Raw genomic sequence first — 14,022 nt, forward strand, 5'->3', positions numbered from 1 at the left:
GCCACCCCGGTCAAATATCCGACGGGTATCTAACGCTCCTTGGACTTCGGCTTGCGGGCGATGATCTCGTTGATCATCTTGCGTTCCTTGTCGGTCGCCTTGCGCAGCAGCGCCTCGTGCTTTTCGCCCAGCGCGATGGACTCGGTGATTTCCGGGGTGATAGCCGATGACTTGGCGATGCGTTGCGTAATCCACGCCGTGAGCAGGCACATCACCAAGGTGCAAACGATGTAGAACGCGATCCACAAGCCGGTTTGTCCGCGGCTGCGGTTGATCGCCTGGACGACCTGTTCGGCCTCCTTGGTCACCGCCGCCATCTTGCCCATCATGTCGGCCACCGCGATGCTGGCCGATTCGGCCGCCACCCGGCCCGCCTCCCGGGCGGCGGCGTCGACGATCGCGGCCGCCTTGGCCTCGATGCGCGCCGCCTCGGCGATGCGCGCATCGATCTGGTTCAGGCTGATATTCGCCATGCGGACCAGTTTGTCGCAGCCGGCGATCTGCTTGCTGAAATTCTGCAGATCGTTATGGAAACGGTCGGCGTTGAAAAAATCGCCCTGGGGGTGCGATGTCGGGTCGTTGTCGTTCATCGGAGTTCCGCGCTAATCGATAAAAAAAGGGCATGACGAATCATGCCCCATGATACCGGTAGAGCGAAAGGTTTAGTTACTGACCGTCAATGTCAACGTGGTCGCGCCGTACACCGGCGCCACGTTGGCGAAGCCATCGACCGTGATGGTGGTGAAGTGGCCTTTGAGGCTGCCGGCGCTGAGCGCGATCAGGCTGTCGCCCGACTTCGGCTTGTAGCCGCCGGGGAACTTGATGTGCAAGGTGCCGCCGGCGATGGTGGCGGTGCCGGCCACGGTCATGGTGCCGCGGTCGCCGCCGAGCGCGTTCAGTTCCAGCGTGGTGGCGCCGGCCAGCTGCGTGTACTTGCCGGCCAGTTTCAGCGAGGCTGGCGCGTTGGCGATCAGGGTGCCGCCGCCGACGTAGACATCGCCGGCGCCGAAGGCCGTCGACGACACACCTTCGAGCGTGCCGGCCGCCAGTTCGGTGCCGCCGGTCCAGCTGTTATTGCCAGCCAATTTCAGTGCGCCGCTGCCCTGCTTGACCAGCTTGCCGGTGCCGCCGATATCGTTGCGCCAGCGGTCGGCCGCGTTGAAGCCGCCCTTGGCCGCGTCCATGACCAGCACCACGTTGCCGGTGAAGGCGCCGTAGCCGTCGGCCGCCGCGAACAGGTTAAGCCGGCCCCAGCCTTCCGGATCGTCCATCACCGGATAGCCGGAAGCGACGGCCGTGGTTTTCAGCACCACGCGGCGCTGGGCATCGCTCAGGTAGGGCAGGCGGGTCTCCAGCAGCACCTCGGCGCCCTTCGGCACGGACGCGGCGACGTTGGTCGGCGCGATCGGCGCGAAACCATAGGTCATGCGGCGCAGATAGTTGGCCTTGTTGGTGGCGTAGTCCGAGAAGCGGTCGCTGCCCGACTGGGCGAAGGCGGTGAAGGTGGTCGGCGTGGTCGAGGTCGCGGCCATCAAAGTGCTGTGGGCCTGGGCGTAGCCGGCCGCCTTTTTCGCGGCGTTGGCCGGATCGACCAGGTTGGCGGCGACGACGGCCTCGCCGTGGATGCGGCCGCTGAGCACGTCGAGCGGCGAATGCATGCCGGCCAGGATGCGCGACTCGCCCAGCTCCAGGCCGCGGCTGATGATTTCCTGGAAGCGCTCCGGCACCGCGTAGGCCATCGCCAGCGCGTTGCGCACTCCCTCGGCCGAATGGCCGCTGGTGAAGCCGCCGTCGGTGGTCGGGGTCGGGCTCTTGGCCGGGTTCAGCGCCGGCAACACCTGCACCGCGCTGCTCCAGCGGTAAGGGCGCGCATATTTATAGAAGCGTTTGGCCGGCTCGGTCGAACCGTTGGCGCCGACCATGTTGACGAAATCGACGACGGCGCCGAAGCTCGGATTGGCGCTGCCGCCGACGCCGTTGTTGTTGCCGCCGTCGTTATACAGCACGGTGGTGGCGTCGGCCGGGATCGACGTGATGGTGGTGGTCTGCTGGGCGGCGGCGCGCCAGGCGGTCGTCAGCGGGCCCATGGCGTCGCTGACGCTGTAGCCCTTGTTGCGGCGGTCGTCCAGATAGGCGGCCAGCGCCTGTTCCGGGGTGCGGTTGGCGGTGGCCCTGACCACGTAATCGATATTGGCCGCGTGCACGGCCTGGTTGACGATGGTGCCGCCGTTGGTGCCGTCGTTGGGCACGCCGGTCCAGGCCGAGGTCACGACGGCCGGGAAGCCGGCGACGGCGGGCGCGGTCTGGCCGGCGTCGACGATTTCGGTCAACGGCTTCCAGATCTGCAGCATGCCGCCGAGCACGCGCACGCCGGCGTTGGTGTCCAGGGTCGCATAGCGGGCGTCGCCGCGCTGGTTGGTGGCGACGGTATCGACAAAGGCGGTAACGGCGGGCACTGGCGCCACGTCGGCCGCGCCCTGGTCGGCCGGCGCCGCCGGGATGACCAAAGCCTGATCATTGCTGGAGCCGCCGCAAGCGCTCAGGGCGGCGGCGATGCTGATGGCGAGGATAAGGGGGCGCGACGGAACGAGATGCATAGGGAGGTCCAATGGTCAGAGGTAAAAAGGCCATAGAGTAATGACGTCATATGACAAGGTTGTTACCTGCTCGCAATGGAATCGCTTCCACCCCAAAATATACTCCGGGGTCAGGTCCACCATTTCTACACGAACTGAGCACTATCGCGGCGAATCGACGGTTTTCGGCTGATACGGACCCGCTCGTGTAGAAATGGTGGACCTGACCCTGGAGTTGCTTTTGCTTGTATCACTTTTGGGTAGTATTGTTGGGGGGACATATCTGCCTATAGTGTGGCTTTTGCAATTTAGGAGCCGCGCATGGTTAAGTTCGAAATCAATGGCAAGACCCGGGAGTTCGACGTGCCCGGCGACATGCCGCTGTTGTGGGTGCTGCGCGATGAGGCGCATATGATGGGCACCAAGTTCGGCTGCGGCATGGCGCTGTGCGGCGCCTGCACCGTCCACGTCGACGGCGAGGCCACGCGTTCGTGCGTGCTGCCGGTGTCGGCCGTCGCCGGCAAGAAAATCACCACCATCGAGGGCGTGTCCGCCACCCCCGCCGGCAAGGCGGCGCAGCAGGCCTGGGTCGCCGCCGAGGTGGTGCAGTGCGGCTACTGTCAATCCGGCCAGATCATGTCGGCCGCCGCGCTGCTGGCCACCAACAAGCAGCCGACCGACGCCGATATCGATAATGCGATGTCCGGTAACATCTGCCGCTGCGGCACCTACACCCGCATCCGCGCGGCGATCAAGGATGCCGCCAAGTCACCGCTGCTGAAGGGGGCCTGACATGAACGCACCGTTGAATATCGGGTCGATCGAGCAGTCGCGCCGCGGCTTCCTGAAAATCGCCGCCGCCGCCGGCGGGGGGCTGATGGTAGGCTTTTGGAGCCTGCCGGACGAGGCGTCCGCCGCCACCGCCGCCAAGGCGGTCAGCGCGCCGGCGGACCTGAATGCCTTCATCGCCATCGGCGCCGACGATACCATCACCCTCACCATGCCCAAGGTCGAGATGGGGCAGGGTACCTATACTTCCATCCCGATGCTGATCGCCGAGGAGCTGGAGGTGGACATGGATAAGATCGCGCTGCGCCACGCGCCGCCCAATCCCAAGGTCTATGGCGCGCCGTTCGGCGACCAGTTCACCGGCGGTTCGACCACCATTCGCCTGATGTGGGAGCCGATGCGCCAGACCGGCGCCGCCGCCCGCATGGTGCTGATCCAGGCCGCCGCCGACCAGTGGCAGGTGGCGCCGGACAGCTGCCACGCCGAACACGGTGAGGTGGTGCACCCGGCCAGCGGCCGCCGCATCAAGTACGGCCGGCTGGTGCAGGCGGCCGGCAAACTGCCGGTGCCGGAGAAGATCGCGCTGAAGGATCCGAAAGACTTCACATTGATCGGCAAGCCGCTCAAACGCCTCGACGCCAAGGGCAAAACCGATGGCACCGCGCTGTTCGGCATCGATACCGTGGTGCCGGGCATGAAGGTGGCGGTGGTGGCGGCCAGCCCTGTCGTCGGCGGCAAGCTTAGATCCGTCAAGGATGCGAAGGCGCGCAAGCTGCGCGGCGTGCGCGATGTCGTCAAGCTCGATAACGCGGTGGCCGTGGTGGCCGATAACTATTGGTACGCCAAGCAGGGATTGGCCGCGCTGGACATCGCCTGGGACGAGGGCCAATACGCGAAACTGTCCACCGACGACGTCCGCACCATCATGCTCGAGGCGCTGAAAAAGCCCGGCAAGGTGGCGCGCAACGACGGCGACGCGCTCAAGGTCATCGCCGCCGACGGCAAGCGGGTGGAGGCCGTCTACGTCAATCCGATGCTGGCCCACGCGACCATGGAGCCGATGAACTGCACCGTCCATTACGACGCGAAGCAGGGCAGCGCCGAGATCTGGGTCGGCTCGCAGGTGCCGGCACGCGCGCGCGACGATGCCGCCAAGGCGCTGGGACTGGCGCCGGAAAAGGTCACGCTGCACAATCACCTGATCGGCGGCGGTTTTGGGCGCCGCCTGTACACCGATTACGTGGTGCAGGCCGCGGCGCTGGCCAAACAGGTCAAGTGGCCGCTGAAGGTGGTGTGGAGCCGCGAGGAGGATATCCAGCACGACCTGGTGCGCGGCCTGTACGCGCATTCGGTGTCGGCGTCGCTCGACGCCAGCGGCAGGCCGGTGGCGTTTTCGCACAAGATCGCGGGGCCGTCGAACCTGGCCACGTTCGCGCCGTCGTTCCTGCAAAACGGCCTGGATACCGATAACGTCGAAGGCTCGGATGTCTTCTCCTACGATATCCCGAACATGCGCACCGAGTACACCCGCGAGGATGGTCCGGTGCCGAGCGGCTTCTGGCGCGGCGTGGGCCCGACCCGCAACATGGCGGTGCTGGAGAGCTTTATCGACGAACTGGCGGACAAAGCCGGCCGGGACCCGCTGGCCTATCGCCTGGCGATGCTCGACAAGCAGCCGCGCGCGGCCCGCGTGCTGAAACTGGCAGCGCAACGCGCCGGCTGGGGCGATAAATCGCCGCCAGGCTCCGGACGCGGCATCGCCTTGATGCGCGCGTGGGGCACCTATCTGGCGCAGGTGGTCGACGTCAGCGTCAACGACGACGGCGAGGTGGCCGTCAAGCGCGTGGTCTGCGTGGTCGATTGCGGCCATGTCGTCAATCCGGACACGGTCGTCGCGCAGATCCAGAGCGGCATCAACTACGGCCTGACGGCGGGTCTGTTCGGCGCCATCACGTTCAAGGACGGGCGCATCGAGCAGTCCAACTTCCACGACTACCGCATCCTGCGCCTGAGCGAGGCGCCGGCGATCGAGGTGGAGATCGTCAACAGCACCGAGGCGCCGGGCGGCATCGGCGAGCCGGGTACCGCCGGCGTGGGCGCGGCGCTGACCAACGCGGTCTTCGCGGCCACCGGCAAACGGGTGCGCGAGATGCCGCTGCGTCCCGAGCTGCTGAAAAAGGCCTGACAAGGCAAGGCCGGCGGCGGGCTGCTACAATAGCTTGGTGAAAAAGCTATTGCTCATCCTGCTGCTGACCATACTGCCGATCCAGTACGCCTGGTCGATGGCGGCCGTCTATTGCCAGCACGAGCCGGCCAAGGTGAGCCACTTCGGCCATCACGGCCACCAGCATCAGGCGCAGTCGGATGAAGATCCCGACCATGGCAAGCCTGTCAAGGTTCACAGCGATTGTGAAGTTTGCCATCATGCGGTGCAGGCTTCGGTGCTGGAAGACGGCGCCCTGGTCGTGCAGCCGGCCGCGCAGGCGCACGCCGCGCCGCTATTGATCGATTATCTGTCTTATATCTCCGATGGGCCCCAACGGCCCAATTGGCCGCTCGTCGCCTAGCGCGACGAGACCTCCCACCCCTCATTTTTCTGTCGGACGACGGTGACGTCTCGTCGAATTCTTTTCCATTTATCCGGAGAATTCGATGTTCAAGTATGTTTTGTCGCTATCTATGGCGGCATGGCCGGCGTGCGCGCTGGCCCTATCCCCCGTGCCCGAGCCCACCGGGCCATTGACCTTGGAGACGGCGCTGGCGCTGGCCGCCGGCGCCAACGCCGACCTGTCGGCCGCCCGCCACGAGCTGCTGGCCGTGGACGGCGCGGTCCGGCAGGTCGGCTTGCTTCCCAATCCTTCGCTGTCGGTGGAGCGGGTCGATACCCGCCGTGACACCCGCGAAACCACCTTTTTATTGAGTCAGCCGCTGGAGCTGGGCGGCAAACGGCAGGCGCGCGTGCAGGCGGCCCTGCGCGAACGCGATAGCGCGTCGGCGCAGCTGGGCGCGCGCCAGGCGGATATCCGCGCCGATGTCATCGACGGCTGGTTCGCGGTGCTGGCGGCGCAGGAGCAATTGCGGCTGGCGCAGGAGGCGTCCGAGCTGGCGCGGCGCGCGGCGGCGGCCACCGGACGGCGCGTGGTCGCCGGCAAGGTGTCGCCGGTGGAGGAGACGCGCGCCAAGGTCGCCGCGTCGACCGTGCAACTGGACCTGCTGCGCGCGCGCGGCACGCTGGCGGTCGCGCGCAAGCGGCTGGCGGCGATGTGGGGCAATCCGGCGCCGCGCTTCGAGAAGGCCGACGGCGAGCTCGATGCGTTGCCGTCGCTGCCCGACCAGGCCTTGCTGCACCACCGGCTGGCGCGGGCGCCGGCCATGGCGCTGGCGCGCTCGGAGCTGGGCAAGCGCGAGGCGCTGGCCAAGGTCGAGCTGACCCGCCGCGTGCCCGATGTCACCTTCAATGTCGGCAGCAAGCGCTCGGAGGAGCTGGGTCGCTCGCAGGCGGTGTTCGGCATCTCGGTGCCGCTGCCGTTGTTCGACCGTAACCAGGGCAACGTGCTGGAGACGGCGCGCCGCGTCGACAAGGCGCGCGACGAGCTGGCATCGACCGCGCTGCGGCTGGACGCGGAATTGGCGCAGGCGCGCGAGGAATTCGACGTCGCCCGAGAACAGGCGCTGGCGCTGCGCGGCGAAATCCTGCCCGGCGCCCAAAGCGCCTACGAGGCGGCCAGCACCGGCTTCGAATACGGAAAATTCGGCTTCCTCGACGTGCTCGACGCCCAGCGCACGCTGCTCGAAGCGAAATCCCAATACCTGAACGCCCTGGCGGCGGCGCATCGCGCCAGCTCCGCCATCGTGCGCATCCTCGGCGAGGACCAATGACATGAAAGACCATATGAACAACATCACCAGAAAACAAAAAATCGCGATCGCCGTCATGGCGGTCATCGGCGTGCTGCTGGCGGCGTGGATGCTGATGCCGAAACGCGGCGCCGAAACGCCGGAAAATCGGGATGCCCATGGTTCGGAAGCGGCAGCGCCGCACAAGGACGACCACGGCGCGCCGGAAAAGCGCGAAAAAATCGCCCTCGACGACGCCCAGATCAAAGCGGCCGGCATCGTCGTCGCCGCCGCCGGGCCGGCCGACATCAGCGTCGCCATCACGCTGCCGGGGGAGATCCGCTTCAACGAGGACCGCACCGCGCATGTGGTGCCCAAGTTGTCCGGCGTGGTCACCGCCGTGATGGCGGACCTGGGCCAGAGCGTCAAGCAGGGGCAGGTGCTGGCGGTGATCGCCAGCAGCGGCTTGTCCGAGCAGCGCAGCGAGCTGCTGTCGGCGCAGCGCCGGCTGGAGCTGGCCGGCACCACGCTCGATCGCGAGCGCCGGCTGTGGCAGGACAAGATCTCCGCCGAGCAGGATTATCTGCAGGCCAAACAGGCGATGAGCGAGGCCGAGATCGCGGTGCGCAACGCGCGCCAGAAACTGAGCGCGTTCGGCACCGGCGCCGCCTCCGGCCCGGACCTGAACCGGCTGGAACTGCGCGCGCCGTTCGACGGCATCGTCATGGAAAAACACCTGGCGCTGGGCGAGGCGGTCAAGGAGGACGCCAACGTCTTCACCATCTCCGACCTGTCGACCGTGTGGGCGGAACTGGCCGTGCCGCCGAAAGACCTGAACCTGGTGCGCGTGGGCGAGACGGTGAGCGTCAAGGCCTCCGCCTTCGACGCGCAGGCCACCGGCAAGATCACCTACGTCGGCTCGCTGCTCGGCGAGCAGACCCGCACCGCCAAGGCGCGCGTGGCGCTGGCCAATCCGGACCGCGCCTGGCGTCCCGGCCTGTTCGTCAACGTCGATGTGCCGTCCGGGCAGAGCGGCGCCGCCGCCGTCGCGGTGCGCGCCGAGGCGATCCAGACGCTGGAGGAAAAGCCCGTGGTCTTCGTCAAAGTGGCAGGCGGCTTCCGGCCGCAAACCGTGGTGCCGGGCCGCAGCGACGGCAAACTGACCGAGGTGCTGCAAGGCCTGGACGCCGGCGCGCATTACGCCGCCGCCGGCAGTTTCGTCCTGAAGGCGGAACTGGGCAAAGACAGCGCCGAGCACGCGCACTGAGGCGGGGGACGACATCATGTTCGAACGCATCATACGATTTGCCATCGTCCAGCGCTGGCTGGTCATGCTGGCGGTGGCGGGGATGGCCGGATTCGGCATCCACAGCTATCAAAAGCTGCCCATCGACGCAGTACCCGACATCACCAACGTGCAGGTGCAGATCAACACGGCGGCCCCCGGCTACTCGCCGCTGGAGACCGAGCAGCGCGTGACGTTCCCGATCGAGACCGTCATGTCCGGCCTGCCGAACCTGGAGCAGACACGCTCGCTGTCGCGCTATGGCCTGTCGCAGATCACCGTCATCTTCAAGGACGGCACCGACATCTTCTTCGCGCGCCAGATGGTCAACGAGCGCATACAGGAGGCCAGGGCGCAGCTGCCGGCCGGGATCGCGCCGGCCATGGGGCCGATCTCCACCGGCCTGGGGGAGATCTATTTGTGGACGGTGGAGGCCAAGCCGGGCGCGAAGAAGGCCGACGGCACCCCATACACGCCGACCGACCTGCGCGAGATCCAGGATTGGATCATCAAGCCGCAGCTGCGCAACGTCGCCGGCGTGACCGAGATTAATTCGATCGGCGGCTACGCCAAGGAATACCAGGTGGCGCCCAACCCGCAGCGATTGGCCTCCTACGGCCTGACCTTGCAGGACGTAGTGACGGCGCTGGACCGCAACAACGGCAACGCCAGCGCCGGCTATATCGAAAAGCGCGGCGAACAGCTGCTGGTGCGCGCGCCCGGCCAGGTGCGCTCGCTGGAGGATATCCGCAACATCATCCTCAGCAACGTCGACAGCGTGCCGGTGCGGGTGCGCGACGTGGCCGAGGTGCGGATCGGCCGCGAACTGCGCACCGGCGCCGCCACCGACAACGGCCGCGAGGTGGTGCTGGGCACCGTCTTCATGCTGATCGGCCAGAACAGCCGCGCCGTCTCGCAGGCGGTGGACAAGAAGATGGTCGACATCAACCGCAGCCTGCCGGCCGGCGTGCAGGCGATCACCGTCTACGACCGCACGGTATTGGTCGACAAGGCCATCGCCACGGTGAAGAAAAACCTGCTCGAGGGCGCGGTGCTGGTGGTCGCGGTGCTGTTCCTGTTCCTCGGGAATATCCGCGCCGCGCTGATCACGGCGATGGTGATACCGCTGTCGATGCTGTTCACCTTCACCGGCATGGTCACGTACAAGGTCAGCGCCAACCTGCTCAGCCTCGGGGCGCTGGACTTCGGCATCATCGTCGACGGCGCGGTGGTCATCGTCGAGAACTGCGTGCGCAGGCTGGCGCACGCGCAGGCCACGATGGGGCGCAAGCTGACCCGCGCCGAGCGCTTCGACGAGGTCCACGCGGCGGCCAGGGAGGCGCGCCGCCCGCTGTTGTTCGGCCAGTTGATCATCATGGTGGTGTATCTGCCGATCTTCGCGCTGACCGGCGTCGAAGGGCGCATGTTCCACCCGATGGCGCTGACGGTGGTGATCGCGCTGCTGGGGGCGATGCTGTTGTCGATCACCTTCATCCCCGCCGCCGTGGCCCTGTTCATCGGCGACAACGTGGTCGAGAAGGAGCACCGCAAGATCACCGCGTGGTACAGCGGAATCCTGGAACGGGTGCTGGCCAACACCCCGGTCGTGCTGACGTTCGCCGGCATTTCGGTGGCGCTGTCGCTGCTGCTGGCGACGCGCCTGGGCAGCGAGTTCGTGCCGAACCTGAACGAGGGCGACTTCGCGATCCAGGCGCTGCGCATCCCCGGCACCAGCCTGACGCAATCGGTGGAGATGCAAAAGCAGATCGAGCAAACGCTAAAGCAAAAGTTCCCCGAGATCGAACGGATCTTCGCGCGCACCGGCACGGCGGAAATCGCCTCCGATCCGATGCCGCCGAATATCTCGGACGGCTACATCATGCTCAAGCCGGAAGCCGACTGGCCCGAGCCGCGCAGGTCGCGCGATGCGCTGCTGGCGGCGATCCGCGAGACGGTGGAAAAACTGCCCGGGAACGCGTTCGAGTTTTCGCAGCCGATCCAGCTGCGCTTCAACGAGCTCATTTCCGGGGTGCGCAGCGACGTCGCCGTCAAGCTGTTCGGCGACGACACGGCGGTCCTCAACGATACCGCCGCCAACATCGCCGCCGCGCTGGGCAAGGTGCCGGGAGCCACCGAGGTCAAGGTCGAGCAGACCAGCGGCCTGCCGATGCTGACGGTGGAGATCGACCGGAGCAAGACCGCGCGCTACGGCCTGAATGTGGGCGACGTGCAGGAGACCATTGCCACCGCCATCGGCGGCAGGGAGGCGGGCACGATGTTCGAGGGCGACCGCCGCTTCGACATCGTGGTGCGGCTGCCGGACGCGCTGCGTGAGGACCTGGATGTGATGCGGCGGTTGCCGGTGCCGCTGCCAACGCAACGGGGCGTGGGAGCCGGCGGCGGCGCCAACTTCATCCCGCTGGGGGAGGTGGCCACCTTCAGCGTGGCGCCGGGACCGAACCAGATCAGCCGCGAGGACGGCAAGCGCCGCGTGGTCATCAGCGCCAATGTGCGCGGGCGCGACATCGGCTCGTTCGTCGCCGAGGCGGAGCAGGCCTTGCAAAGCCAGGTCAAGGTGCCGGCCGGGTACTGGACGGCGTGGGGCGGGCAGTTCGAGCAGCTGCAATCGGCCACGCGGCGGCTGCAGGTCGTGGTGCCGGTGGCGCTGCTGCTGGTGATGGTGCTGCTGCTGGCGATGTTCGGCAACCTGAAGGACGGGCTGCTGGTGTTCAGCGGGATTCCGTTCGCGCTGACGGGCGGCATCGCCGCGCTGGCGCTGCGCGGCATACCGCTGTCGATATCGGCGGCGGTGGGGTTCATCGCGCTGTCCGGGGTGGCGGTGCTCAACGGCCTGGTGCTGATCTCGTTCATCCGCGCGCTGCGCGAGCAGGGGCGCAGCGTGGAGCAGGCGATACGCGAGGGCGCGCTGGGACGATTGCGTCCGGTGCTGATGACGGCGCTGGTGGCGTCGCTGGGCTTCATTCCGATGGCCATCGCCACCGGCACCGGCGCCGAGGTGCAGCGCCCGCTGGCGACGGTGGTGATCGGCGGCATCCTGTCGTCGACCGCGCTGACGTTGCTGGTGCTGCCGCTGCTGTATCGCCTGGCGCACCGCAAACGCGAAGGCTAAACGCTGCCGGCGCGCTCGATGACGAGGATGCGCGCCGCTCCGACCGGGTGGGCGCAATGGGCGTCGCCCTCGCCGGCGTAAAAGATATCGCCGGCGCGCAGGTGCGCCACCAGTTCGCGGCCGTCCTCGCGGTAGTGCATCGCCACTTCGCCGTCGAGCACCGCGAACACCTCGTCGCCGTCGTTGACGTGCCAGCGATACGGCTGGTCGGTCCAGTGCAGCCGCACGGTGGCCCCGCCCATCGTGGCGATCAGTTGCGCGTCCCAGGCGAGCGCGCCGGTGTACTCGCCCGCTCGCGTTATCCGCATATCTAGCTCCAGTTGTAGTCCATCTGCCGCGCGGTGGCCAGCGCCAACTCGCGGCCGGCCAGCCGTTCGACCAGATGCAGCGACATGTCGATGCCGACCGAGCCACCGCCGGCGGCGACGATGGCGCCATTGCCGGTCCAGCGCCGCTTGCCCTGTACCCGCAACTCGGGAAACGCCGCTTCCGGACCGGCCGCCGGTTCGTCGCGCGGGGCGGCCTGCTGCTCGCCGAGCAGCCCGGCCTGCGTCAGCAAGAAGGCGCCGGTGGAGACCGAGGCCACCAGTTCGCAGTCGCGCGCGGCGGCGGCGATCCAGGCGACGACGTCCGGCTTGGCCAGTTCGGCGTCGATCACGCCGCCGGGCACGATCAGCACGTCGATGTCGCCGCCGCTGCCGAAATCGGCCTCCGGGAAGATGGCCAGGCCGGCGCGCGCGCGCAGCAGCGCCGAGGTGCGGCCGATGGTGCGCACGCGGAACGGCGGCGGCGCGTCCGGCGCCAGCTTGCCGCCCACCCGCGTGGCGCAGGTGAATACTTCGTAAGGTCCGGCGAAGTCAAGGACCTCGACGTCGTCGAAAACATAGATGCCGATGGTGCGGGTCATGCGGGTTCCTCCTGATGAAGGCGCATCTTCCCACTTCGGCGCTTGACACAAACGACATTGATGGTGGAATATCTGCCAGGATGAAAACCGCTTCCGCCATCGATGTCTGGCTGCTGGTGCTGCCGCGCTTCGCGCTGCTCGACGCCACCGGCCCCGCCCAGGTGTTCTCCACCGCGAACGACGAGGCGCGCGACGCCGGCCTGCCGCCACCCTACCGTATACATATGGTGTCGCCGGACGGCGGCTTGGTCGCGTCGCTGTCGGGCGTGACGGTGCTGACCGAGCCGCTGCCGGCCGGCGGCCTGGCCGGATCGACGCTGATCGTGGCGGGCGCGCGCGGCGTCGAGGACGACGCCGGCGCGGCGCTGGCGCCGGCCGCCGTGCGCTGGCTGGTGGCCGCCGCCGATGCCGTCGCGCGCTGCTGCTCGGTGTGCACCGGCGCCTTCGTGCTGGCGCACGCCGGGCTGCTTGACGGGCGCCGCGCCGTCACCCACTGGCAGGACGCGGCGCAACTGCAGGCCCGGCACCCGGCCATCACCGTGCAGGAAGACGCCATCTATATCAGGGACGGCACGATCTACACCTCGGCCGGCATCGCCGCCGGCATCGATCTGGCGCTGAGCCTGGTGGGGGAGGACATGGGCCGCCAGTTCGCGCTGGGCGTGGCCAAGCGCATGGTGGTGTTCTTCAAGCGCCCCGGCGGCCAGCGCCAGTTCAGCTCCGAGCTTCTGGCCCAGGCCGACCCGCAGGGCTTGCACGGGCAGTTGACGGCGTGGCTGCGTCCGCGCCTGAAGCAGCCGATCGACGTCGCGCAGATGGCGGCGGCGTTCGCGCTGTCGGTGCGCTCGCTGCACCGCAAGCTGCAGCAGGAGGCGGGCGTGTCGCCGGCGCAGCTGCTGCTGCGGCTGCGCATGGAGGCGGCCTGCGGCCTGCTCGAGCGGCCCGGCATGACGGTCAAGCGCGCCGCCAGCCAAAGCGGCTTCGGCAGCGAGTACAATCTGCGCCGCGCCTTCGCCGCGCAGCTGGGCGTGGTGCCGAGCGACTATCAGGCGCGCTTCGGCTGACAGCGGACAAGGAAAACGGATGCGGGAATTTGAAACATGGGTGGCGCGGGTGCTGCTGCTCAATAGCGCGCTGACCCTGGCCGTTGCCCTGGGCTTGCTCGGCGGGCCGCGCGAGGCGGCCGAGTTGCCGGTGTTGTTCGGCGTCGGCCTGTTCGGATTTCTGGCCGCCGTGCTGTCGCTCAAACGCTGGAAAACCGGCCCGTGCGGCGGCGTACTCTATTACGCGCTGCAGCTGGTCAGCTATTTTCCGCATGACGGCGGCCCGCAATTCAGTGTCAAGGCCGGCGTCAGCGTCGGCCTGGTCATGCGTTTTTCAGGCGCCACGCTGGTGCTGAACGTGGTCGCGCTGGCGCTGCTGGCCGCCACCGTTGCCGTTTTGGCATGGCGGATGCGCGCCGCCGGCCCCCGCTGACGGCGCCGCCCCCCTTTTTTTT

At 67.7% G+C, this 14,022-nt stretch carries 12 protein-coding genes; 8 read left to right on the plus strand and 4 right to left on the minus strand.

Annotated features, from left to right (window positions below):
- Positions 1-29: 29 nt before the first annotated feature.
- The gene (locus JOD97_RS20345; RefSeq protein WP_209722304.1) at positions 30-590 is read right to left on the minus strand and encodes a hypothetical protein; all 561 of its coding nucleotides are present in this window, start codon (positions 588-590) and stop codon (positions 30-32) included.
- Between the two features lie 72 nt (positions 591-662).
- Positions 663-2,597 (minus strand): phosphatase PAP2 family protein, encoded by a 1,935-nt coding sequence (locus tag JOD97_RS20350; RefSeq protein ID WP_209722307.1) that lies wholly within the window; start codon positions 2,595-2,597, stop codon positions 663-665.
- Positions 2,598-2,897: 300 nt separating this feature from the next.
- Between JOD97_RS20350 and JOD97_RS20355 the strand changes: the two genes are divergently transcribed.
- The 6 genes from JOD97_RS20355 to JOD97_RS20380 all read left to right on the plus strand — a co-directional run bounded on the left by JOD97_RS20355 (position 2,898) and on the right by JOD97_RS20380 (position 11,617).
- A complete protein-coding gene (locus JOD97_RS20355) occupies positions 2,898-3,368 on the plus strand; it encodes a (2Fe-2S)-binding protein (RefSeq protein WP_209722311.1) in 471 nt (156 codons plus the stop codon).
- Between the two features lies 1 nt (position 3,369).
- On the plus strand, positions 3,370-5,550 hold the full coding sequence (locus JOD97_RS20360; RefSeq protein WP_209722314.1) for a xanthine dehydrogenase family protein molybdopterin-binding subunit: 2,181 nt from the start codon (positions 3,370-3,372) through the stop codon (positions 5,548-5,550).
- A 37-nt stretch (positions 5,551-5,587) separates the two neighbouring features.
- Positions 5,588-5,932 carry a hypothetical protein gene (locus JOD97_RS20365; protein ID WP_209722317.1) on the plus strand — a complete coding sequence of 115 codons (345 nt, stop codon included), beginning with the start codon at positions 5,588-5,590 and terminating at the stop codon, positions 5,930-5,932.
- Between the two features lie 85 nt (positions 5,933-6,017).
- Positions 6,018-7,244 carry a TolC family protein gene (locus JOD97_RS20370; RefSeq protein WP_209722320.1) on the plus strand — a complete coding sequence of 409 codons (1,227 nt, stop codon included), beginning with the start codon at positions 6,018-6,020 and terminating at the stop codon, positions 7,242-7,244.
- A gap of 1 nt (position 7,245) precedes the next feature.
- On the plus strand, positions 7,246-8,469 hold the full coding sequence (locus JOD97_RS20375; RefSeq protein ID WP_229264580.1) for an efflux RND transporter periplasmic adaptor subunit: 1,224 nt from the start codon (positions 7,246-7,248) through the stop codon (positions 8,467-8,469).
- 16 nt (positions 8,470-8,485) lie between these two features.
- Positions 8,486-11,617 (plus strand): CusA/CzcA family heavy metal efflux RND transporter, encoded by a 3,132-nt coding sequence (locus tag JOD97_RS20380; protein ID WP_209722325.1) that lies wholly within the window; start codon positions 8,486-8,488, stop codon positions 11,615-11,617.
- Here JOD97_RS20380 and JOD97_RS20385 read toward each other — a convergent pair.
- Positions 11,614-11,925 carry a cupin gene (locus JOD97_RS20385; protein ID WP_209722327.1) on the minus strand — a complete coding sequence of 104 codons (312 nt, stop codon included), beginning with the start codon at positions 11,923-11,925 and terminating at the stop codon, positions 11,614-11,616. The genes JOD97_RS20380 and JOD97_RS20385 overlap by 4 nt on opposite strands.
- 2 nt (positions 11,926-11,927) lie before the next feature.
- The gene (locus JOD97_RS20390; protein ID WP_209722329.1) at positions 11,928-12,524 is read right to left on the minus strand and encodes a DJ-1/PfpI family protein; all 597 of its coding nucleotides are present in this window, start codon (positions 12,522-12,524) and stop codon (positions 11,928-11,930) included.
- Between the two features lie 80 nt (positions 12,525-12,604).
- Between JOD97_RS20390 and JOD97_RS20395 the strand changes: the two genes are divergently transcribed.
- Together JOD97_RS20395 and JOD97_RS20400 are read left to right on the plus strand one after the other, a co-directional pair.
- A complete protein-coding gene (locus JOD97_RS20395; RefSeq protein WP_209722332.1) occupies positions 12,605-13,588 on the plus strand; it encodes a GlxA family transcriptional regulator in 984 nt (327 codons plus the stop codon).
- A gap of 19 nt (positions 13,589-13,607) precedes the next feature.
- Entirely contained in the window at positions 13,608-14,000 is a 393-nt protein-coding gene (locus JOD97_RS20400) for a hypothetical protein (protein WP_209722335.1), read from the plus strand.
- Positions 14,001-14,022: the final 22 nt, after the last annotated feature.

It is taken from the genome of Duganella sp. 1411 (genome assembly GCF_017833525.1).
Classification (GTDB): Bacteria; Pseudomonadota; Gammaproteobacteria; order Burkholderiales; family Burkholderiaceae_D; genus Rugamonas.